Annotated in this window: 16 protein-coding genes; 2 read left to right on the top strand and 14 right to left on the bottom strand. The window is 62.6% G+C overall.

The genetic code is table 11. From position 1 onward, the window contains the following. Window positions 1-303 precede the first annotated feature (303 nt). A complete protein-coding gene (gene dapA, locus EGJ86_RS21640; protein ID WP_125836585.1) occupies window positions 304-1,170 on the top strand; it encodes a 4-hydroxy-tetrahydrodipicolinate synthase in 867 nt (288 codons plus the stop codon). Window positions 1,171-1,187: 17 nt separating this feature from the next. Here the strand turns inward: dapA and recJ are convergent, their stop codons facing one another. The 11 genes from recJ to EGJ86_RS21585 form a co-directional block, all read right to left on the bottom strand. Next, window positions 1,188-2,897: a single-stranded-DNA-specific exonuclease RecJ gene (gene recJ / locus EGJ86_RS21635; protein ID WP_125836584.1), complete on the bottom strand. Its 1,710-nt coding sequence runs from the start codon at window positions 2,895-2,897 to the stop codon at window positions 1,188-1,190. A 165-nt stretch (window positions 2,898-3,062) separates the two neighbouring features. Further along, window positions 3,063-3,602 (bottom strand): YaeQ family protein, encoded by a 540-nt coding sequence (locus tag EGJ86_RS21630; protein ID WP_072425875.1) that lies wholly within the window; start codon window positions 3,600-3,602, stop codon window positions 3,063-3,065. A gap of 64 nt (window positions 3,603-3,666) precedes the next feature. Continuing rightward, the gene (gtfA, locus tag EGJ86_RS21625) at window positions 3,667-5,106 is read right to left on the bottom strand and encodes a sucrose phosphorylase (RefSeq protein ID WP_125836583.1); all 1,440 of its coding nucleotides are present in this window, start codon (window positions 5,104-5,106) and stop codon (window positions 3,667-3,669) included. Between the two features lie 240 nt (window positions 5,107-5,346). Further along, entirely contained in the window at window positions 5,347-8,058 is a 2,712-nt protein-coding gene (locus EGJ86_RS21620) for a DEAD/DEAH box helicase (RefSeq protein ID WP_256672486.1), read from the bottom strand. Beyond that, entirely contained in the window at window positions 8,058-8,747 is a 690-nt protein-coding gene (locus tag EGJ86_RS21615) for a phospholipase D-like domain-containing protein (RefSeq protein ID WP_125836581.1), read from the bottom strand. The genes EGJ86_RS21620 and EGJ86_RS21615 overlap by 1 nt, the downstream gene beginning before the upstream one ends. A 12-nt stretch (window positions 8,748-8,759) precedes the next feature. Beyond that, window positions 8,760-9,308 carry a rhomboid family intramembrane serine protease gene (locus EGJ86_RS21610; RefSeq protein WP_125836580.1) on the bottom strand — a complete coding sequence of 183 codons (549 nt, stop codon included), beginning with the start codon at window positions 9,306-9,308 and terminating at the stop codon, window positions 8,760-8,762. Continuing rightward, complete coding sequence (locus EGJ86_RS21605) at window positions 9,305-14,545, bottom strand: DNA repair ATPase (protein WP_125836579.1); 5,241 nt, start codon at window positions 14,543-14,545, stop codon at window positions 9,305-9,307. The genes EGJ86_RS21610 and EGJ86_RS21605 overlap by 4 nt, the downstream gene beginning before the upstream one ends. A 201-nt stretch (window positions 14,546-14,746) precedes the next feature. Beyond that, a complete protein-coding gene (locus tag EGJ86_RS21600) occupies window positions 14,747-16,789 on the bottom strand; it encodes a flotillin family protein (protein ID WP_125836578.1) in 2,043 nt (680 codons plus the stop codon). 84 nt (window positions 16,790-16,873) lie between these two features. Continuing rightward, window positions 16,874-17,515: an OB-fold-containig protein gene (locus EGJ86_RS21595; RefSeq protein ID WP_125836577.1), complete on the bottom strand. Its 642-nt coding sequence runs from the start codon at window positions 17,513-17,515 to the stop codon at window positions 16,874-16,876. A gap of 68 nt (window positions 17,516-17,583) precedes the next feature. After that, the gene (locus tag EGJ86_RS21590) at window positions 17,584-18,279 is read right to left on the bottom strand and encodes a PspA/IM30 family protein (protein ID WP_125836576.1); all 696 of its coding nucleotides are present in this window, start codon (window positions 18,277-18,279) and stop codon (window positions 17,584-17,586) included. 14 nt (window positions 18,280-18,293) lie between these two features. Next, window positions 18,294-18,914 (bottom strand): YjfI family protein, encoded by a 621-nt coding sequence (locus EGJ86_RS21585; protein ID WP_125836575.1) that lies wholly within the window; start codon window positions 18,912-18,914, stop codon window positions 18,294-18,296. Window positions 18,915-19,200: 286 nt separating this feature from the next. Between EGJ86_RS21585 and EGJ86_RS21580 the strand changes: the two genes are divergently transcribed. After that, entirely contained in the window at window positions 19,201-19,452 is a 252-nt protein-coding gene (locus tag EGJ86_RS21580; protein ID WP_125836574.1) for a hypothetical protein, read from the top strand. Between the two features lie 58 nt (window positions 19,453-19,510). Here the strand turns inward: EGJ86_RS21580 and thrC are convergent, their stop codons facing one another. From thrC to dsbC, 3 genes are all read right to left on the bottom strand, one after another. Next, window positions 19,511-20,920: a threonine synthase gene (gene thrC / locus EGJ86_RS21575; RefSeq protein WP_125836573.1), complete on the bottom strand. Its 1,410-nt coding sequence runs from the start codon at window positions 20,918-20,920 to the stop codon at window positions 19,511-19,513. Between the two features lie 57 nt (window positions 20,921-20,977). Then, on the bottom strand, window positions 20,978-22,282 hold the full coding sequence (locus EGJ86_RS21570) for a homoserine dehydrogenase (RefSeq protein WP_125836572.1): 1,305 nt from the start codon (window positions 22,280-22,282) through the stop codon (window positions 20,978-20,980). Between the two features lie 102 nt (window positions 22,283-22,384). Then, the gene (gene dsbC / locus EGJ86_RS21565) at window positions 22,385-23,113 is read right to left on the bottom strand and encodes a bifunctional protein-disulfide isomerase/oxidoreductase DsbC (RefSeq protein WP_125836571.1); all 729 of its coding nucleotides are present in this window, start codon (window positions 23,111-23,113) and stop codon (window positions 22,385-22,387) included. Window positions 23,114-23,480: the final 367 nt, after the last annotated feature.

Here is a 23,480-nt window from a genome sequence, read left to right as displayed (position 1 = left end):
TACCGTCAGGGCCGCTTGACAGCCGCCAGCGTGGCCAAGCACCATCAGCTGACGATTCACGCAACGGGCTGTTCTTCCATGTACGCCACCTTCGACCACCCAGCACTGCTCCCAGGTTCCATTACCTGCCAGTGCGCGTGCGTCGCCGTTGCCAAGAAATCCAAGAAACAGTCGCTCATTTGACCGGGGCGCTGTCCCGTCAGATGGGCTGACAGGACAAGCGCCAGGTTGTATCTCCCCTCCCGCTCGATTCCCGCACCCTCCCTGACGGCGACCAGACGGTCAGTCGCAAGGAGTTTTCGCATGTCCGCTTTTCAAGGTATCTGGGTGGCGCTGGTCACCCCCTTTCATAATGGCGAGATCGATTTCGCCAGCCTCGACCGACTGACGGCCAAGCTGCTGGAGGACGGCGTCGCGGGTTTCGTGGTCTGCGGTACCACCGGCGAAGCTGCCGCATTGAGCCAGGCCGAGCAGTTGACGGTGCTGGATGCGGTACTCCAACGCGTACCGGCAGAGCGCGTGATCATGGGCCTGGCCGGTAACCATCTGAGTGCTTTGCTCGATCAGCAACGGGAAATCCAGCGCCGCCCGCTGGCCGGCCTGCTGGTGCCGGCGCCCTACTACATTCGCCCGTCGCAGGCTGGACTGGAGCACTTCTTCACCACGCTGGCCGACGCCGCCGAAGTGCCGCTGGTGCTCTATGACATTCCCTACCGCACCGGCGTGCGCATCGAGCGCGAGACGCTGCGACGCATCGTCCGCCATCCCAATATCCAGGCCATCAAGGACTGCGCTGGCGATGCCGAAACCACCATGGCGTTGATCGCCGATGGCCAGGTACAGGTGCTGGCCGGCGAGGACGTGCAGATCTTCAATACCCTGTGCCTGGGTGGCGCGGGTGCCATCTCGGCGTCGGCGCATATTCGCGCCGACCTTTACGTGGAGATGCGGCAGCGTGTGGCGCAAGGCGATCTGCCAGGCGCCCGGCAGTTGCACTACCGTCTACTGCCCTGGATGCAGGCGGCGTTCAGCGAAGCCAATCCTGCAGCCGTGAAGGCGGCCCTGGCCTTGCTGGAACTAACCCACGACGAGGTACGCGCGCCGATACTGTCCTGCTCGCAGGAAAACCGCGAATGCCTGCGTCAAGTGCTGGCCAAGCTGGAGGACTGAGCCGCGCCAGCCCCGTCTCAGCGTGGGGCGATATGCGCCACCATCAGTTGCACCGTTTCATTGCCACGAAACTCGTTGAGGTCGAGTTTGTATGCCACTTCGGCCCAGCGCAGCGTCGGGTTGGGCCAGACCTCGCGATCGATGTTGAAGGCGATGCCGTCGAGTTGCACGCTGCCGCACTCGGTCTTGAGTACCAGCTTCAGGTGACGCTCACCGACGATGCGCTGATTGACGATCTGAAACACGCCATGGAACAGCGGTTCGGGAAAATGCTGGCCCCAGGGCCCGGCGTTGCGCAGAGCGCGGGCCAGTTCCAGGTGGAACTCAGTGGCATCGAGCTGGCCGTCTGAGAGCAGGCGACCGGTCAAATCGTCCTCGCACAACTGGCGGCGCACCTCGGCATCGAAGGCGACGGCGAAGGCGCCGAAATTCTCCTGCGGCAGCGACATCCCGGCAGCCATGGCATGCCCGCCGAACTTGCTGATCAGCCCCGGATGACGCGCCGCCACGGCGTCCAGCGCATCGCGGATATGCAGCCCCGGCACCGAACGTGCCGAGCCCTTGAGCATGCCCTCGCCAGCATCGGCGAAGGCGATGGCCGGACGGTGATAGCGCTCTTTCAGGCGCGAAGCGAGGATGCCGATCACGCCCTGGTGCCAGTCCGGCTCGAACAGGCACAAGCCAAACGGCATGTCGTCCAGTGACAGATCCTTGAGCTGGGCCAGCGCCTCGCGCTGCATGCCCTGCTCGATGGCCTTGCGATCCTGGTTGAGCTGGTCGAGCTGCACCGCCATGTCGCGCGCCAGCGCCTCATCGTCGCAGAGCAGGCATTCGATGCCGAGGCTCATGTCATCCAGCCGCCCTGCCGCATTCAGCCGAGGGCCGAGGATGAAACCGAGATCGGTGGAGGTGATACGCCGATGATCGCGCCCGGCGACTTCGAGAATCGCGCGCAGGCCCGGCCTTGCCCGGCCAGCACGAATACGCGCCAGTCCCTGGTGCACCAGGATGCGGTTGTTGGCATCCAGCGGCACCACGTCGGCGACGCTGCCCAGCGCCACCAGATCGAGCAGCTCGCCCAGGTTGGGCTCCTGCCGGCCGGCGAACCCGCCGGGCGCGCGCAGGCGCGCGCGCAGCGCCAGCAGCACGTAGAACATCACGCCGACGCCGGCCATGGCCTTGCTCGGAAACTCGCAGCCCGGCTGGTTCGGGTTGACGATGGCATCAGCGGCCGGCAGCTCCGGTCCAGGCAGGTGGTGGTCGGTGACCAGCACCTTCAGCCCGGCGGCCTTGGCCGCCGCCACACCGTCGACGCTGGAGATACCGTTGTCGACGGTGAGCAACAAGTCGGGCTGGCGCTCAAGCGCCACGGCAACGATCTCCGGGGTCAGGCCATAGCCATACTCGAAACGGTTCGGAACCAGATAATCCACATGCGCCGCGCCGAGCAGGCGCAAACCGAGTACACCGACCGAGCTGGCAGTGGCGCCATCGGCATCGAAGTCACCGACGATAAGGATGCGCTGGCGCTGTTCAAGCGCCTGCACCAGCAGTTCGACCGCGGCGTCGATGCCCTTGAGCTGCTGGTACGGGATCAACCGCGCCAGCCCCTTGTCCAGCTCCTCGGCAGACTGCACACCGCGGGCGGCGTAGAGACGGGTCAGCAAAGGCGGCAGATTGCCCAGGTCAGGCAGTTGTGTGGGTAAGGGACGGGCTTCGATACGCATGGTACTTCTTCATGTTCGCATGGGAGTGGCTTGTCTCCCCTCTCCCATTTATGGGAGAGGGGCTGGGGGAGAGGGTTCATCCTGCAACACCGAGTCGCCGAAATCCCCCTCTCCCTAGCCCTCTCCCCGAGGGGAGAGGGAACTGAACCGTACCGGGTTACAGCTTCAACGCTCGCCAGCGAGCCACTCAATAGGAATCTCGTGCTGACCGCGCTCGTCGGTAACGAACAACTCGCCATCGCTGATCATCACGCTCCAGTTCAGCGAACGCGGCATGTCCAGCGCCAGGTCGGCCAGCGCCTCCTGGCCGAGAGCGACCACGTTGATGTTCTTCAGGCTGCGCACCGGGTCGAGGCATTTGCCCTGCCACACACGCAGGTTGCCGTAGGCCACCAGGCTGAATTTTTCGGTACGCCGCGAGCACCAGGTGATGCGCTCGCTGTCGGGCTGTCCGACTTCGATCCAGTGCAGCACGCGGTCGTCCAGGCTCTTCTCCCACAACGCCGGTTCGTCGACGTCTGACAGGCCGCGACCGAACGCCAGTTGCTCGTGGTAGAACAGCGCATAGGCGATCAGCCGCGCGGCCAGGCGCTCTTCGGTCTCGGACGGGTGGCGAGCGACGGTGAAACGCAGATTTTCATAAACGCTGCGATCCATGTCGGTGAGGTTCAGTTCGATCTTGTAGGTGGTCGATGGCAGGGCCATGGCGGGCTTCTTGGCTGGTCGAAAGAGCGCAAGTCTAACGCGAATGCATGGCCCACGCCGACCTTCAACAGGTCATACGGCAGATACCCTGCTGTGCGTCGGTGTATTCGATCGTCGCCTGCAGACTGCTGAGGTCGAGGTGCAAACGGCAGTAATGCTCGCCATGGCGCCAGGCCAGCAGCAGTTGGTCGTCAGTCGAATAGTTCTGCTCGAAACGCCCTTCGAAAGCCGGATGCTGACAACGAAAGCGCATCAGCGCCAGCAGACGCTGCACCAGAGGTTGCTGCAGGGCCTGCTCGGCCTCTTCGAGGCTGTAGTAGTGACGATTGACGTCGCGCGCCTCGCCGGTCTGCTCGAGCAGGTCGAAGTCGTTGCAGCCTGCCAACAGACCAACGTAGTAGACCTGCGGGATACCAGGCACGAAGAACTGGATGGCACGCGCGGCGATATAGGCCTCGTCATTGCGCATCAAGGCCTCGTAGAAGGTGCAGGTCAGCTGGTAGATGGCCCCGACGCTGTGCACGTTGACTGCCGAGCGACGCATGATCGGGTCGGCACTGCGCGTCGAAACCTCGTCGATCAGGTACTGGATCTGCGCCTCGGGCAGCATGCCTTCGACATCCGGGATACAGATGCCGTCGTGGGTATCGAGCACGGTTACCTGATTACGCGGGCACATGCGCAACCAGTTTTTCAGATAGCGGCTGCTGCCACTGAGCAACGCGTGCAAGACCAACGGTGGCAGAGCGAAGCCGTAGGGGCGCATCTGCCGCCGGGAGATGGCGTACTGATAGCTGATGTGATCATGCACCTCCGGCAGCATCTCGGCCTCGTACTTGGCCCCGGTCTCGCGGAACCACTCGAGGATGCGATACACGTTCGGCTCCACCAGAAAGCAGCTGGTGCCGATACGCTTGGTGGTGTAGCCGAAGGCATCCAGGCGAAACAGCTTGACCCCGCGCGCCGCGAGGAAGGCCATGTACTGCTCCATCAACTGGTAGGTTTTCGGCGAGTCGTAATTGAGGTCGATCTGCCGTTCGGTGAAGGTGCACCAGACCCGACAGGTCTCACCATTGGCCAGCCGCACCTCGCGAAACGGCTCCTTCTCCCGGCGAATATGGATCTTGGCCAGGTCGTCATGGGTGATTTCGCCAAACTGATCGACCTGCACGAAAAGATCCGCGTAGGGCGAGTCCTGGCCGTGTGCAACGAAATCGAGAAACTCCGGCGACTCGTCGGCGATGTGGCTGATCACCAGGTCGACGCACAGGTCGAAGCGCGCGGAGATGCGCTCGACATCCGCCCAGTCGCCATAGCGCGGGTCCACCTCCATGTGCGTGAGCGGCGAGAATCCACCGTCGGCATTGGACGGATACAGCGGCAGGATATGCACCCCGCCCAGGGCATCGCCCAGATGCCGATCCAGAAATTGGTAGAGTTCCCCCAGGTTTCGCCCCAGGCGGTCGGGATAGGTGATCAGTTGAATAGCGTTGCGCAGCGCCATGAGCCCCCCGGTACATTTGATGGTCTGCTAAGAACCTGTTTACGATCTGCTGCGCGTCGGCGCTACTGCGTTAAAAACAAGCTGGAGCGCCAGCCCGGTCGGAATGCTCATTTACCACTCGTAAACTGCGCTTCCTCGCTTGTTTTTGCCTTGTATCGCTCTAGCTCGCGAGATCGTAAACAGGCTCTAAGGCCTAGGCCACGATCGCCGCGCGCGTCAAGAAAGCCCGCGAATGAAGCGTCAAAGCCGTGCCAGTACCGCCTGCACTGCCTGCTCCGGCGCCTCGTGCCATAGACCATAGCTCAGTGGCAAGGTCTCCAGACCAGCGCGCGCCAGCACCAGGTAGCGCTCCAGTTCGAGAAAGCCTTCGCCCTCCCCCGGAAAGCCGATCAGGTCAATGGCCAGGCACTTGTCGCCGCGTCGACAGAACAGGTCCAGCACCTGTCCCGCCAGTGGGTAGTGGCTCCACACGCTGACGCCCTGCCCTTCGAGCGCCTGACACAAGTTCTGGCGGGTGTCCTCCACGGCTCCCGCCTGCCAACTGACACCAGGTTTCTGCAGGAATTCCAGGTAGCGGCGCAGCAGATGCATGGCGGACAGCTGTCGCTCGTCACCACTGAACAGCAGCACCTGGCGTTCACGGGCACGGGTTATGGCGACGTTGAACAGGTCGGCACGGTTCAGGTAGTTGGCCGCCTGGCTCGATTCGCGACCGATGGCGAAGCTGAGGATCATCAGGTCGCGCTCCTCGCCCTGAAAGCCATATGGCGTATCCACCAGCAGACGAAACTCGCGCAGTTGTTCCAGCGGCAGCGTTTCGCCGATGCGCAAACGGATGCGCTCGACCTGATCGCGAAACGGCGACAGCACACCGATGCTGGGTTTGAGCGGGCTGCCCTGGTACTCGGCCAGGTGCGCGGTGATCAGCTCCAGCACCCGCTCGACCTCCGCCTCATTGACACCGTTGCGCCCGCGCTGGCCGTCGATACGCAGCAGTTGCAGGCTGTCGCAGGCATCAAGGCCGGGCCGCTCCTTCATCACGCGCAAGCGCTGGTCGTAGAACAGCTCGTTGCTGAAGCGGATCAGCGCCGGACGGCTGCGAAAGTGTTCGTCGAGAAACACCACCGCCTCCTGGCTGGCCAGTTGCAATCCGACCAGATCCAGCACGCTGTTGTCGCGGTAGCTCCAGGCCTCTCGCTCCTCGGCCTGCAGGCCAGCGCGCTGCAGCAGTTGCGTTTCGCGTACGCGGGAAAGGAAGGAGATATGCCGCAGCTGACGCGCGTCGCCGGTGACCACGGCACGCTTGCAGCGCTGGAAAGCCGGCAGCGCCGAAGCGATATCACACTGGGTCGCCTCGTCCATCACCATCACGTCGAACAGTTCTGGACGCAGTGGCAACAGGCGGTGCAGCTCGTCCAGGGTCACCACCCAGATCGGAAAAGCGGCCAGTAGATGCGCAGGATCGATACCTTCGAACAGCGCCAGCTGGCGTTGCGAATTGCGCGCACGGATGGCCTGGTTGTAGCGCACGAACAGCGCGCGGTCGCTGACCAGCAGGCGCTTGAGATTCAGGGCGCGATGGCTATTGAGGTGCTCACGACTGAGAAGCTGGCGGCGCTGCTGGCAATCACGCAACTCATCCAGCAATGCCCAGGGGCGCACGCTGTTGCCGATACGTTTGCGCACCCAGGGCACCTGCAACCAGCGCTGCCAGAAAGCCAGGCTGCCACGTTCGGCACGCAGCAACAGGCGGCTCCAGCGCACGGCCTGCTCGCAGCGCTTACGAAAATCTGCCGACAGGAGCCGCTCGGCCTCGGTCAGCACTTCCAGCTCGCTGCGCTGACGCTCTTCGACCTGCTCCGACACCCACTCGAACTCCCCCTGCAGTAACCGCTCCAGGCGCTCGCGCAAGGCCTGGCGCAGGCTCTGTCCATCGCCTTCGAGCACGCCGTCGCGCAGGCCGAAATCCTCCCGCAACTTGTGCGCGATGACGCGCACAGCCTGGGCACTGCGGCTGACCAGCAACACGCTCTCACCCTGCAGATAACGATCCAGCGCCAGCGCCGCCAGGGTGTAGCTCTTGCCGGTACCGGGCGGGCCGGAAATCTGGCTCAGCGGGTGGCGCGCGGCATTGGCCAGCGCCTGGCACTGGGCAGCGCTGAGCTGCGCCGGCAGGCGCTGCGGCCTGCTGGTCGAGCCTGCCGTTTGCGCAGCAGGTGTTTCACCCAGCAGTTGCAACAAGGCGGGCGACAGCCGCTCGGCGTCCTGCAGCAGTTGCAACTCATGGGCGATGCCACGGCTACCGCTGCCGCGCGGCACCAGCGCGACGAAGGCGCCGGCCTGCAGCGACAAACTGCGACGCCGCAGGGCCTTGGCCAACACCTCATCGCTTACCAACTGCGGGAAACCAGCGGCCTCGCTGACCTCACGCACCTGTGTATTGCGCGCCACCCAGGCGAGCAACTGGCCCAGCGAGGCCGCATCCAGTGTGCCTGTCGGCAGTGGCAGTCCATCGAGGCTAGCGTTGCCGCTTTCATCGAACAGACGTCGCAGCAGACGCCAGTTGCCATGCACCTGCTGCGGGTCGATGGCGAGCAAGTGGCTCTGCCCATCCGTCGTCGGCTGCAGGCTCGCCTCGTAATAGAACAGCGGGCCGCAGATCGTCTGCGAACCACCGCTCTCCAGTTGCAGCCGTCCACAGATCGGCAGCACGCCGTAGACCAGTTGCAGCTCACGCTGATACAGCGCCTGCGCCTCGGCCAGGCCATGACCCAGCTCGGCCGACAACGGCAACAGCGGCACACCGCCACTGGCCAGCTCCTCGCGCCCCTCGAGCCAGGCCCAGCGGTTGGCAGGCAACTTGCCGAGGTTGTCCAGGTCCAGGTCGCGACTATCGGCCAGGTAGCAACTGCGATAGAAACCCAGCAGCTGGTGAGCGTGAGGATGGTTCATCAGTTACCTGCGTAACGGGCCCAGAGCGCTTCGAATTCACGACTGTAGGCTGCCACCAGTTGCGGGTGATCGATCACCAGCAGGTTTTCCTCGTTGCTGGTGGTGGCGCTGCGCGTCCAGTTGAAGCTGCCGTTGAGCAGCAGACGACCGTCGAACAGAGCGAACTTGTGGTGCATGTGAAAGGGCCCGGCATCGATGCGCAGGGGCACACCCTTGTCACGCAGCCACTGGATGTCGCTGCCGACATCGAACTGCTTTTCGTTGTCGCTGATCACTCGCACGGCGATACCGCGCTCATGACAGGCGAGCACCTCTTCGCTGAGCTGATCGTCGGAGATGGTGTAGACACAGATATCCACGCTCTTGCGTGCCTCCCGGCACAGCTCGCGGATCTTGCGCCGGCAGCTCTCGCCCGGACTGAAGTGAGCGCTGGCATGTTCCACGCGCGGCGCGCTGCTGACACTGTCGAGGGTCTTGATCACCTGCTCCAGCCATTTCAGCGCCGGCTCGACGTTCTCCGGTGCACGCATCAGTTCACGAGCAAGCGCAAAAGCGCGGTTGCGCATGAACCGCACCTGATCGGCGCTCAGTTCACTGCCCAGTTGACGCAGCTCGTCGCGCTCCTCATTGCTCAGGCGCAGGTCGGCCAGGCTGTCGCGCAGTTGCTGATCGAGGCGATTGAAGTCCATGCAAAATCCCTTTTATCGATGATTACGACGGCTTAATGCAGCGTAGAGAACACCGCAAAAAGCCCCCGCCAGGTGGTATTCGAAGGAAACACCGGCACGCGGCAGCAGCCCGAAGAACCAGCCGCCGTAGAGGAAGAACACCAGCACGGCCAACAGCAGATCGAGCAAGCTGCGCTCGAACCAGGCGCGTGCCAGGAGCAGTCCCCAGAAGCCGAACAGCCAGCCACTGGCGCCGACATGCAGGCCGATACGACCGAACAGCCAGACCAGCACGCCACTGCCGATGATGATAAAGGCGCTGGCGAAGAAGAAATCGCGGCGCGAGCGCAGCAGCACCAGGCTGCCGAGTACCAGCAGGCCGCTGAGGTTGCTCAGCAGATGCGCCCAGCTGCCATGCAGCCAGGGCGCGAGGAGAATGCCGGGCAGCGCCTCGATATACCGAGGCAACAGTCCCCAGACATTCAGGGCGCCCCCGAGGGCGCCATTGACCAGTTGCACCAGCAGCATCGCGCCGCTGATCACCAACAGCGGACGCAGCTCGATCAGCCAGCCTCGCCTCACGGCGCCTCGTTATCCGAGGCGTCGCTGCGCTGTTCCTGCCCTAGCAGCGTGCCGAGGTCACGCAGTTGGGTGGAGATTTCCAGCATGCGGTTGTGGGTGCGCAAATCGATGTCGATCTTCTTGTCCATCGCCTTGATCAGCGGCAGAAAGCTGTTTTCCAGGCTATCGGCCAGGTTCTCGAGCAATTTTTGCGTGCCCGGTTGCGGCGGCGCGATCACCTCCACCTGCGGGCGCAGTTTGCCGAGGCTATCCAGCCCGGCCAGCAATTGCTCCCAGGGGATACCCGGCGCTTCGCTGGCCGACGTCTTGCCCGCCCCCAGACCGCGCACGCTTTCGACCAGGTCGTTGAGCTGCGCCACCACGCGTCCTCCAACGTCCGTATCGCTGCCGCCCATGGCCTTGTTACGCAGGAAGTCACGCTTGATCTGCGTCCAGCGCTCAGCCTGCTCCGGCGTCATGTTGCCACGCAGCTCGGCGAGCTTGAGCAGGTTCTCTTCGGCGCCGGTGGTGAGCAGTTGCGACTCGCCCTGATAGTGGTCGGCGATCAGCTGCAGCAACTCGGTATCGTTCATCACCGGGCTGATCTTCTCGGCCATCTTGTTCATGTTGCGGTAGCTGCCCTGCAACTTGAACGGTGGCTCGGTGCGGTAGCTGTCGGCTTGCGCGGCGCTGACGATGTACTGCTGGTTGACCCGGCCGACCACGTCGCGAATCTGCATCAGACGCTGCAGGGTCGAGGTGATTTCGTTGATCTCGGCAGCGCTGTAGGTGTGCGACAGCTCATTGGCCGAGAACGGCTTGCCCTCGGCCTTGGCGACGAAGCGATAGACATCGGCCATGTCACGGGTAGCCAGCGGCGCCAGCACCGGGTTGGAGGTCAGACCGTTCTCGATGTAGGACAGCGCGAAGGCTTCCTGCATACCGCCCAGGGTGTCACCGAGGTTGTAGATGTCGGCGCGGTTGGCGAGCATGTCGGGGATCTTGAACACGTCGCCGGACTCGGTGTACGGGTTGCCGCTCATCACCACGCAGAATTTCTTGCCGCGCATGTCGTAGGTCCTGGTCTTGCCTTTCCACACACCTTCGATGCGCCGGGTGCCGTCGCACAGCGAGATGAATTTCTGCAGGAATTCCGGGTGGGTGTGCTGGATGTCGTCGACGTAGAGCATCACGTTGTTGCCCATCTCCAGCGCCAGGTTGAGCTTTTCCAGCTCCTGGCGCGAAGTGGCATCTGGCGCCTGCGCCGGGTCGATGGAGCGCACCTCGTGGCCGAGTGCCGGGCCGTTGATCTTCATGAAGATCAACCCCAGGCGATGCGCCACGTACTCCATCAGCGTGGTCTTGCCGTAGCCGGGCGGCGAGATGAGCATCAGCAGGCCCATCAGGTCGGTGCGCTTGTTCTCGCCAGCGGTGCCCATCTGTTTGGCCAGGTTGTCGCCGATAAAGCCCAGGTATACGTCGTTGATCAGCTTGTTGCGCACGAACGACGACAGCGGCCGCGGCTTGAACTCGCTCAGGCGCAGGGCCTGACGCTCGCGGTTGATCACCTCCTGGCGCAGCGCCTGGTAACGCTGCAATTGCGGCACGAAGTGGCCACGGTGCTGCTCGAGGCGGGCGAAGTAGTCATCGATGGCCAGCACCAGGGCGCCATCCTGCACGCGCGGATGATCGCCGAGCAGCCCACTGACAGTGAAGCGCAGGTCGACCTCGGTGAAGCGTCGTGGGAACTCATCGTCCAGCATGCTGATGGCCACGGCTTCGGGAATGTATTCGGCCAGCTCGGCCAGCGCTTCATCCTGCGCACACAGGCCATCGATCCAGGTCTGCGCCAGCGACCAGCGCTGCACCGGGCGGCCGCGCAGGTTGTTCAGCGCCTCGCGGTAGTCGTCCCAGACATGGCTGGCTTGCATACGCTGCTGCAGGCTATCGAGCAGTTGCCGGGCGTACTTGCTGAAGGTGAACTCGATGGGCTTGGCCGCCAGCTCCTCGACCAGGTAGGCGGCTGCCGCCTGGCGCTGAGCGGTGTCCACGGCCAACGGGTGCTGAGCGAGGAAGCGTTGCATCGCTGCCGCGATCTCCTCCTGCAAGCGCAGTACGCCATCTTCACTGCCGAACATCTGCCGCAGATGCAGGCTGCTGCGTGCGCGCTCGGGCCATAGCTCGGCCTCGATGTCCTGCCCCCAGCGGTTCCAGAACAGCGCGGCGAAACCGCGCGCTGCCGGCGCGTAGCGCAGCAGTCCGGCGCTTTCGCGCAGTGGCAGCAGCTGGATCAGGATCAGCGCCGCATCGTGGTCGTGGATGCCCTTCTCGTAAGCATCCTTGTAGCGCGGCGCAGCGAAGTCGCGGATCAGCCGGGTCAGGTCATCTGGCTGCGCCAGATGGGTCTTGAGCAGATCCAGGGTCAGTCCTTCACACCCGCCCAGAGCCGCGTCCAGCACCAGCCCCGCCAGGTATTCAGCGCGGTACAGCGAAGGCGACTCGGACTCCAGCGACACCTGCCAGTAGTCGCGCAGGCCTTCCAGCGTCTCGTCGCGCAGCGGTTCGAGGAAATCGGTACCGGTCAGGTGCAGATACAGCGCATCGCCGCGCGGCATCAGGGTCAGGTCGAGTTCCTGAGTGTTGACGCTGAAGCGGTGACGCGGGCCGAGCTTGATGACGTTGCCGCCCTCTTCGAACAGCTCGCTCTTGTCGCGCAGGGCACGTACCGCCTGGTCGCGTGCAGCCTTCAGACGCGCTTCGACGTCATCGGCCTTGACACTGTCCTTGAGCTCACGCAGGCGCTCGGCCATTTCGCGCAGCTTGAGAATCAGCGGGTCGGCGGCGAAGAAAGCGTTGAGCTCTTCCATCTGGGTCAGGCGTGCGGTGCGCCGGACGAGGCTGTCGAGGATGCGCTGGGCGGCATCGAGCACGCCCTGGGCGCGGCGCTGACGCTCGTCGAGCAGGCTCTGCTTGTGTGCCTCGAAGGTTTCCAGCAGCTCTTCGCGCTTGCCGAGGATATCGCTGAGGAACTGCTCCTGATCACCGAACTGGCTTTCCAGCTCTTCCAGTTGCACCAGCAGACGCGACAGCTGTTCGTCGCACTTCTCCGGGTCCTGGGCCAGCGCCAGGGCGTTGGTGATGCCCTGGCCGAACAGTTTGAACTGGGCGCCGAACTGCGCCACCGTCTCGGCCGAGCCCAGGCCTTTGCGCCGTTGCTCGGCACGCGCCTTGGCCTGGTTGAGCCGGGCGTATACCTCGGAAATCGATTCGACGATGGCAGTACGCTGGGTGGCGTCATCGATCTTCAGCGACGCCATCAGGCTCGACAGCATGTCGAGGTTGCCGGCCATCTCCTGCATCTCGACCAGTGGTTCATTGAGCTGGGTGACGGTATCGGCCTTCTGCGCCAGGCCGTCCAGCTCAGCGAGGCGCTGCACATAGGGTTGCAGCGCCGCATCGCTGGCGAGGAAGGTCGAGGTAGCCCCGGCCACGCGTTCCTGCGCTTCGAGCAGTTCGGTTTCCATGGCGTCGATACGCGCCACGTCGATATAGCGGTAATCGCGGATGGTCAGCAATTGGCCGCGCTGCGCGGTGATGGTATTGAGCGCCTCGACGAAGTGCTGCACCTCGTCCCAGCTGTCGACCAGCAGGCCGGAGAGCAAGCTCTTCTGCCGCGTCTCGGCCTCGGCCATGGCGCGGGCGGACTGCTGGCGAATGCTCTCGACCTTCTCGAACTCATCCAATACCAGCTCGGAAGTAGAAGCCACTTCGCGCAACAGCGGCGCCAGCTCGGCGCACTGAGCATCGCCCAGCCAATGGTAGATATCGAACAGCCGGCGAGTGTTCTGGCACAGCTGTGTGTAACGCGCCACCGACACTTCGCGGCTGTCGATCTCGCGGCTCAGATTGAGCAGATCGGACACACCACGCACCAGTTCGGCATTGCCGATGCGCCCGAAGAAACCGCTGCGCGCCGGCTGGCGAGCGGCGTAGTCCTCGCTCTCGAACGGCGTTTGCCAGATCTGCATCGGATGGATGCGGGTCGGCTCGCTGCCCTCGGCGGAGAAGATCACCATGCGCCCGTCTTCCAGGCGTGCGTAGCCGTGGCCGAAGATCGGGTTGTGCAGTTGGCGATTGATCATGTTGTAGGTGAACAGCGCCGCGCGGCCTTCTTCCGGGTGATAGAAGATGTACTGCACGTCTTCGCCGTTGGGCGAGCGCACCGAGCGCTTGAAGCGCATGCCGAGCATCGACTGCTCGAAGGTCTTGTGCTCACCGTTCTGCAGGTAATAACCACCGGGGAAGATGATGCCGTGGTCTTCCGGCAACTGCACGCAGGCCAGGCCGATGGCGTCGATGCGCTCGACCTGATTGGTCAGGCTGTTGAATACCAGGTAGCGCCACTGCTCCTCGCGATACGGCAGAATCTTCAGCAGGATCAGGCTGCCCAGGCGCGCGTATTCGATCTGCGCGTCATCCAGCGACTGGGTCTTGTCGACCACTGCTTCGCGGTAGATACCCTGACCGTCCTGGGTATTGTTCTCGACCTTGATGGTCAGATCGCCACCGACGGTCTCGACGAATACGCTGTCGAGGATGTTCACGTGCGGATGGCGGCCCATGACCACCATCTCGCGGGTGGTCTTCTGCCACTCGAAGTCGAACGGCGCCGGCAACGCGATATCGCGCTCACCGCGGTTGTCGATATAGCGGACATCCTTGCCGTCGGTGGAGATCGACCAGCGGAACACGCGGATGTCGGCAATGCGCTCACCGATCTGGAAACTCGCCAGCAGCTTGCCGTCGCGGATGGCCAGTTGCAGCAGGCGGGTGTTCTTGTAGTAGGTGTACAGCTCGTTGAAGTCAGCGACGAAGCTGGCTTGGGCCAGGAAGCTGCCATCCAGCGGCACCGACTCGGCATCGAAGCCGTCAGGGGTTTCCACCAGGCGGTAGAGGGAGAACACGTCGGCGACGCTGGTTTCCTTCTTCAGCCCCAGGAACACGTTGTAGCCGAACAGCAGGCATTCACCGACCTGGACGATATCGCGGGCGATGCAGTTGTTCTCGGTGCGGATACGCACCCGACCGATAGCCTCCATAGCGCTGCTGCCGAACTCGGCCAGACGCTGACCATTGAGCGTCTCGGTCAAACTGCGCAGGCGCTGGCCCTGCTCCTGCAGGCGCCGCTGCAGCACCTCGTAGGCACCGCCTTCGGCGACAGCCTTGTCCAATACGTCCTGTGTTTGTGCGTCCGACATCGTGTTCTTCCTGGATATTCGGCATCGAGCACCCTCGCCCGATCAGCAGGGCAAGGGTCTGGAAAATGCGTGGGAGGTTCGCGGCTAAAGCCCCTCCCACAAGGCTCGGCATGCTGTGGCCGGTAGGGTGGACAACGCTCTTTTTTGTCCGCCGCTCGTGTCGCCAGTGGTGGGCTGAAGCCCACCCTACAGGCAACGCGCTCAGGCCTGATCAGGCCCTGCGCTTGGTGCGGCCACCGGCGCTGCGGCCGCCTTGCCGGCCAGCAAGCGCGACAGCACGTCCTGCACCACCGGGCTCTTGCCCACCACACCTTCGATGGCCTTGCCCACCGACAACGACTTGGCGAACGAGTTGAAGAAGTCGCCTTCGCCGCCGACGATCTCGATCTTCGCCTTGGCCAGCGCGGTAGCCAGCACCTCGGCCTGATCCTTGGCGATGTCCTTGTTCGCAGCGATGGCGGCCATGGCCTCCTCGAAGCTCTTCTCCAGCTGCATGCGGAACTCTTCGTGCTGGCGAGCGTTGTCGCTGAGCGAATCCAGCGCGCCGAACTTCTTGCCCAGACCTTCTGCTTCGGCGTTCAGACGCTCCAACAGTACCTGCGCTTCGGCCATACCCAGATCCTGGGTGGCCTTGGCCTTGGCGGTGCCAAGTTGCTCTTCGCCACGCGCCTGGGCGCCGAGTTTCTCTTCCAGCACCTTGGCGTCGGCCAGGCCGTCTTTTTCCTTGGCAGCTGCTTGCGCTTCGGTGACACGCGCTTGCGCCAGCCCCTTCTCCTGCTCGCCCTTGGCTTCGGCGATCAGGCGCTCAGCCTGCACGCGTGCCTCGGCCAGACCTTCCTTCTCCTTGGCTGCGGCAGTGACTTCACGCACTCGCGCATCGGCCAGGCCAGGTGCGGCGCGCTCGGCTTCGATACCTTCGGCCAGTTTCTTCTTGGCTTCGGCGCTCTTGGCGGCTGCTTCCAGTTCGGCCTGGGCCAGGTTGTTGATTTCCACTGCCTTGTGTTTGGAACGGGTTTCGTCGGCTTCGGCCTGCTTGACCTGGCGCACCAGCTCCTGCTCGGCCTCGGCCTGAGCGTTGAGCACGGTGACCTGCTTCAAGCGCTCGGCCTCGGACACTTCACGCACTTCCTTGATGCGCTCTTCTTCCTGCGCCACGGTCTTCTCGACCGCAACACGCTCGCGCACCACGGCGGCGATGTTCTTGCGCTCCTCTTCCAGCGCCTTTTCCTTCTCGATGCGCTGCAGCTCGACCTCGCGCTCGCGGGAGACCACTTCCAGATCCTTGGCACGAGTAACCTTTTCCACCTCGATGACCACGGCACGCTGGCGGTTCTGCTGGGCCACTTCCACTTCGCGCTGGTGATTCTCGGCGCGGATGTCCAGTTCCTGCTGGGTCTGGATGCGGGCCTGCTCGGCCTTCAGGCGCTCTTCCTCGCGCACCTTGAGGGTCTCTGCTTCCTCACGGGCACGGATGGTCTCGATCTCGCGCTTCTGCCGCGCTTCAGCATCGGCCTGCTGACGCTCCAGCGACAGGGTCGCTTCGCGGGTTTCGACGTTCTTCTTCTTGATCGCCAGCTCTTCGTTGCGTTCCAGTTCGTTGGTGATGACGTTCTGCGCAGCGGTCAGCTCAGTGATCTTGCGGATACCTTCGGCATCGAGAATGTTGCTCGGGTCCAGCGAGTGCTTGGCGGTCTGCTCCAGGTAATCGATGGCCACGTCTTCGAGCACGTAACCGTTCAGATCGTTGCCAATCACCTCGACGATGCGATCACGGAAGTCCTGGCGATTTTCGAACAGCTGGACGAAATCGAACTGCTTGCCGACGGTCTTCAGGGCCTCGGAGAACTTGGCGTTGAACAGTTCGTTGACCGCCGCACGGTCGGAAGCACGCTCCACGCCGATGGCCTTGGCCACCTTGAGCACGTCTTCCTGGGTTTCGTTGACGCGCAGGTAGAAGGCTACGGTGATGTCGGCGCGCATGTTGTCGCGGCAGATCAGGCCATCCTTCGCGCGGCGATCGACTTCCAGGGTGATCAGGGAGATCTTCATGAACTCCTTGAGGTGGATCACCGGGTACACCAAGGAGCCGGTGAAGTGCACCTTGGGCGTCGAGCTCATGTCGTTGACGATCAGCGCGGTGCCCTGCGGAACCTTGATGTAGAAGGCCTTGAACAAGGCGATCAGGGCAATGATGAAGAGGACGACCAGCCCTGCCCCGACGATGAAGGGAATGACGTTTTCCATTACAGCTCTACTCCTTTGCTAGTTGTGCAGGCAGGTTAGGCTACGCCCCACTCTGCCAGCCCTCTGTTACGTACGAATGGTCGGCTAGACGCCGCGAAACTCTTCTTCGGTGATGATGCGATAGGCGTGTTCGGCCGCCAGGTACTCGAGCAGCACGACGCGGTCGCCGCGTTTGAAACCCAGTGCCTCGTCGGCACGTACCCGCAGGATCAAACCAGCACCGCCATCTTCCAGCACCGCCTCACCATGAGTGGCAGTAACACGGCCGCTGCGCACCACGGCCACCTGGCCCAATACCGATTTGCTGCTGACCGCCTCGATTTTGTGAAACAGCGGCCGCAGCGGCCGGCAGATTGCCGCGCACAGGGGGGCAGCCAGCACCAGGGCGCCAGCGATGATCACCAGCCCTAGCGGATAACGCAGGATGCCCAACGGCAGGTGACGCAGCAGCCATAGCTCGATGAAGTAGCAGGCGAACCAGGCAAAGAAGAACAGCAGCGTCAGCACCAGAGTGACCGGCACACCGTCGAGCTTGAGCTTGTAGAGCAGGCCGGCTAGGCCTTCGGTCTGGCCGCTACCTTCCATCATCGAATCGGCCTCGACGTCGAGCAAATCGACCTCAAGCAAACCGGCGGCGACGACCAACCAGTAGATGACCGCCACGCACAGCAGGAAGCTGTAGATAGCGGTGGGGAATGACAGAGCTGTCTGCAGGAAGAGTTCCATGGCTTTCCTTTTCCCGAATCCATACGGCAGGTGCGATGGTTCGCACCTGCCGATTCATGCGCCTCTGATCAGGCCTTGGACTTGTCCTTCAGCCTGGCCAGCACGCTGTCGGCGCTGGCGTTGTCGGCCTTGATGCCAGCCGCACGCAGCTTGGCTTCCAGCGAATCGTCCGGCGCGCTGGTGGCAGCCAGTTCAGCCGAAGCCTCCATCTTCGCCGCACGCTCGGCCTGCTTCTGCTTGATGCGCTCGAGCGACTCGACCGCCGTCTGCAGCTTGGCTTGCGAGCCACCGTAGCGCTGAGCCACAGCCATTTGCGCCTTCTGCACGCTTTCGGTGGCCTTGACCGTATCCACCTGCTGCTTGAGGCGCTTGATGTTGCCTTCAGCCTGGGTCACGGCCTTGCGCAACTGGGCTACGCTGGCGGCGAAGCCTTCAGCCTGCTCACGCTCACTGGCCTGTTCGATTTCCAGGTTGGCGATCTTCTCGGCGACTTCCTTGGCCAGTGTCTCGTTACCCGCGTCCAGTGCCTTCAGCGCGTACTGTTCGTACTCGGCGATGCTCGCTGCGCTCTTGTCTACCTTGTCGCTGGCCAGCTTCTGCTTGGCCATGATCTCGGCCAGCGCTTCCTTGGACTTGCGCAGCTCGACATCAGCGTCGCGAATTTCCTGATCGAGGATACGCAGGGCCTGACTATCGACCACCGCCTCACCTACTTCATTGGCGCCGCCACGCAGCGCCGTCAGCATTTTGCTCCAGACATTCATCGTCTTCTCTCCTCTCAGGCGCCGGACTTGAGGAAGCCTTCATAGGCTTCGGTGGCCTTGATCACGTTGTCCGCCAGCAACTCGATTTCGAACACCACATCGGACAAGGTCGAGGACGAGCTCAACGCGCCGAACATGGTGTAGCAATCGCGCCCGTCGACCATTTTCTCCAGGCCTATGGACGACAGCGGGAACAGCTTGTGGGTACGCAGTACTTCTTCGTTGAAGGTTGCCGCATCCTTGACGTCCGCCGCCGGCCAAAGCAGCGCCTCGACGATGATCTGCTCACCGAATACAGCGATGAACAACGGCAGGTCGCCGTACTCACGCATGGTGATGTGCAGGCTGGCATCGGCACCTTGAATCAGCTCGATACTGGCCTGAGCGCTTTGGAACAGTTCCGTTGCCGCCAGCGCTTCATGCAGCGCCTGGGCGGTCCAAACTTGAGGCATGCTCATACCCTCCTCCTTCTCCATCGAAGCCAGCAGTGACTGTGGCTGGCGCAGTTTGCGCTCGAACGCGACCAACAACGGCGCATGCTCGGGCAAGATCCAGACTTCCTTCTTGATCAACCCCTGCTCACGCAGACGCTGACGATAAAGACGCTGGTAATGGGCTGATGATTTATTGTCCATGAAAGGCAGACTAGACCCTTACATGTGAACATGTAAAGAACTCACATGTGATAAATGTGATGCCGTTCGTCAGACGAGCGCGCAGCCGTCATCCTCGGCGCAAGGCCACCGAAAAGCGGACTGGAATGGGAAGAAGAGAGGCAGGCACCTGGGCTCATCCATGATTCGGCTAAAACGCATCCATTCGCGAAGTGTCGAATTAAACCCCAGGTACCTTCGTTGCGCACGCAAAAAAGCGCTAACCGGGTCTCAGTTATGACCGCCAACCCGAGAGAAAGACAGTGCCATGAATGAACTCCCACCCGCTGTACGCCAGCTCGTGCATGCTGGCCAACGTCAGGCCGCCATCGACCTGCTGAGCGAATACCTGGCCAACGATCAGCAGGAAGCCGAACGCCGTATCGATCAATACCTGGAAAACGATCCACCCGTGCATCTGCGCGGCGCAGGCGTCGTGCGAGCCAGTCGCCTGAACGCGCTGATCTGGCTGATCCTGATCATCCTGATGGCGTTACTGGCACTGATCTTCGCCCTCTGAGCCAGCCACAAACGAAACCGGCGCCACAAGGGCGCCGGTTTCATCGAAGCAGAGCGCCTCAGAGCGGCTTGCCGCGATTACCGTGAGCCGCGACGAACTGCTGCACGGTCTTCAGGTCATTGGCCAGCACGGTGCAGCGCTCCTCGCGCTGGAACAGATCGGTCAGGTGCGCCGGCAACGCAGGGACTGCATCGATGCCGGCCCTTTCCACCGCCTCTGGGAATTTGACCGGGTGCGCGGTACCCAGCACCACCATCGGCGTCGCCAGGCTGCGACGGCACTCACGCGCGGCGCGCACACCAATGGCAGTGTGCGGATCGAGCAGCTCGCCGCACTCCTTGTACACCTCGGTGATGGTTTCGCAGGTCTGCTCGTCATCCACCGCCAGCGAATCGAACAGCTTGCGCGCTTCGGTCCAGCGATCTTCGTCGACACTGAAACCGCCGCCCTGCTTGAAGCTGTCCATCAGGCTGGCGATGGCTGCACCGTTGCGACCGTGCAGGTCGAACAGCAGGCGCTCGAAGTTGGACGAGACCATGATGTCCATCGACGGCGACAAGGTCGCGTGCAGGGTTTCCTTGACGTACTGATTGCCGCTCATGAAGCGGTGCAGGATGTCGTTGCGGTTGGTGGCGACGATCAACTGGCTGACCGGCAGGCCCATGTTGCGCGCCAGGTAACCAGCAAAGATGTCGCCGAAGTTGCCGGTCGGCACCGAGAAGGCGATGGAGCGCGCCGGGCCGCCGAGCTGCAGCGCAGCATGGAAGTAGTAAACGATCTGGGCCATGATCCGCGCCCAGTTGATCGAGTTGACCGCCACCAGGCGCGTGCCCTTGAGGAAGCCCTGGTCGGCGAAGCTGGCCTTGACCATCTCCTGGCAGTCGTCGAAGTTGCCTTCGATGGCGATGTTGTGGATGTTCTCACCCAAAATAGTGGTCATCTGCCGACGCTGCACCTCGGACACACGGTTGTGCGGGTGCATGATGAAGATGTCAACGTTATCGCAGGCCTTGCAGCCTTCGATGGCCGCCGAGCCGGTGTCGCCGGAAGTGGCGCCCATGATCACCACGCGCTCGCCGCGCTTGGCCAATACGTGATCGAGCAGGCGGCCGAGCAGTTGCAGGGCGAAATCCTTGAACGCCAGGGTCGGACCATGGAACAGCTCGAGCACCCACTCGTTACCGTTGAGCTGACGCAGCGGCGCAACGGCGTTGTGCTCGAATACACCGTAGGTTTCTTCGAGGATCTTCTTGAAATCGGCATCGGCGATGGAGCCGGCAACGAACGGGCGCATCACTCGGAAGGCCAGCTCGTGATACGGCAGACCGGCCCAGGAAGCGATTTCCTCGACGGTGAAACGCGGCAGATTCTCCGGCACGTAGAGGCCACCATCGCTGGCCAGGCCAGCCAGCAGCACGTCTTCGAAAGTCAGGGCCGGCGCCTGGCCGCGGGTACTGATATAGCGCATGGGATAAACCTTCGTTCGGCTGCACCCGCCGGCCTGCGCCGGCGGGTGGTCACGGGATTAGTTGAGCTGTTCGACGCGCAGACGCATGACCGGCGAGGTCACGCCATCCAGCGCTTCCATGGCGGCGATGGCCTCGATGATACGCGCCTCGACCACGCGATGGGTCACGAGGATCATCGGCACCAGGCCGTCCTGCTCTTCGACCTCCTTCTGCATGATCGACTCGATGTTGATACCGCGCTCCGAGAGGATGCTCGCCACCTGAGCCAGCACACCCGGATGATCCTTGGCCTGGATGCGCAGGTAATAGGCACTTTCGCACTCGGCGATGGGCAGGATCGGGTGATCGGACAGCGAGTCTGGCTGGAAGGCCAGGTGCGGCACGCGGTTGGTCGGGTCGGTGGTCAACGCACGCACCACGTCCACCAAATCGGCAACCACTGCCGAAGCAGTCGGCTCCATGCCGGCACCAGCGCCGTAATACAGAGTGCTGCCAACCGCATCGCCATTGACCATTACTGCATTCATCACGCCATTGACGTTGGCGATCAAGCGGTCGTCCGGGATCAGCGTCGGATGCACGCGCAGCTCGATGCCGGCCTCGGTGCGACGCGCCACACCCAGGTGCTTGATGCGATAGCCCAGCGCTTCGGCGTAGTTCACGTCGGCCGTGGTCAGCTTGGTGATGCCTTCGGTGTAGGCCTTGTCGAACTGCAGCGGGATGCCGAAGGCGATGGACGCCAGGATGGTCAGCTTGTGCGCGGCATCGATACCTTCGACGTCGAAAGTCGGATCGGCTTCGGCATAACCCAGCGCCTGCGCTTCCTTGAGCACGTCCTCGAAGGCACGGCCCTTCTCACGCATCTCGGTGAGGATGAAGTTGCCGGTACCGTTGATGATGCCGGCCAGCCAGTTGATGCGGTTGGCCGACAGGCCTTCGCGGATCGCCTTGATCACCGGAATACCGCCAGCCACGGCAGCTTCGAAGGCGACGATAACGCCCTTCTCACGTGCCTTGGCGAAGATCTCGTTACCGTGCACCGCGATCAGCGCCTTGTTGGCGGTGACCACATGCTTGCCATTCTCGATGGCCTTGAGCACCAGCTCCTTGGCCAGGGTGTAGCCACCGATCAGCTCGATGACGATATCGATCTCGGGGTTGTTGACCAGCTCGAACACATCGCTGGTCATGGTAATGCCGGTGGTGTCGTACTGAGGCTTGGGCGAGCGAATGGCGATCTGGGCAATCTCGATGCCGCGACCGGCGCGCCGAGTAATCTCCTCGGCATTGCGCTTGAGTACATTCAACGTACCGCCACCGACGGTGCCCAACCCACAGATGCCTACTTTGACCGGCTTCACACTCAATTCCCCATCAGCACTGCACGAAACGGCCGGAGCATGCCCCGGCCGCAGATAAAGAGCCGCACCTTACGAAGCGGCTGTTTGTTAGTCAATCCGCACTCAGTCGTTTGACTCCAAAGCTATTTTGGCCAGCTGCGGCGCCGGCTGGTAACCCGGAATCATCTTGCCGTTGGCCAGGACGATGGCCGGCGTGCCGTTGACCCCGATCATCTGACCAAGCTGATATTGCTTGGCCACTGGGTTATCGCAAGTAGCGTCAGCAACGCTCTGGCGAGTCTTGGCGCGATTCATGGCGTCCTGCTGATCCTTGGCGCACCAGACGCTGACCAGCTCCTTGGCCGCCGGACTGTTCAGGCCCTGGCGCGGAAAAGCCACATAACGCACTTCGACGCCCAGACGGTTGAGCTCCGGTACTTCACTGTGCAGCTTCTGGCAATAACCGCAGTCGGTATCGGTGAAGACGGTGATATGGGTCTTCGGCGCCTTGGGCGCGAACACCACCATTTCCTTGGCAGGAATGGCGTTGATCTGCTGTGCCACCGCACGGCTTTCTTCGATCTCGGTCAGGTTCACGGCCTTGCCGTCCTTGACCTGGAACAGATAGCCCTGGATCAGGAACTGACCATCGGCACTGGTGTAGAGCTGACGCCCTCCCTCCAGTTGAACCTGATAGATACCGGTCATCGGGCTCTCGGCGATGGCCTCGATAGGCAGGTTGGCGTCGAGCGACTTGAGCGACTGGCGAATGGCCTGATCGGGGTCGGCAGCCAGGGTGACGCTACTGCCCAGCGCGAGTGCCAGGGCAATGGAAATACGGGTCAGTGACATGAACACTCCTGTCGAAAGACGGACCGGTGAAAATCGTCACAGCCTACCACAGATGGCGCCCCAGGCAGCTGATCAGGTGCACACAGCGCACCGACCTGCCGGCGAAGCACTCAATATCCGCGACGAGCGCCAGAGCAAACATCGAACCGAGCCGCGCTTATGCCAATAAGCGCAAGATGGTATAGCTAAATCTTCCATGCGTTTATCTTGCGCGCTAATGTTTTGCGCAATATAGTTCGCTCCATGGAAACGGTTAGCTCGCAAAAGATTAGCAAGCCAATCCATCCCTAACTCACCGACAAGGATCAATGCCATGACTATCGAAAACGTTCTCTACCGTGCAACCGCTGAAGCCTTTGGTGGCCGT

Source organism: Pseudomonas sp. o96-267, assembly GCF_003935465.1.
GTDB classification, from domain to species: domain Bacteria; phylum Pseudomonadota; class Gammaproteobacteria; order Pseudomonadales; family Pseudomonadaceae; genus Aquipseudomonas; species Aquipseudomonas sediminis.
Note: the sequence above shows the minus strand (reverse complement) of the source record. Positions and strands in the feature narration are given on the sequence as shown.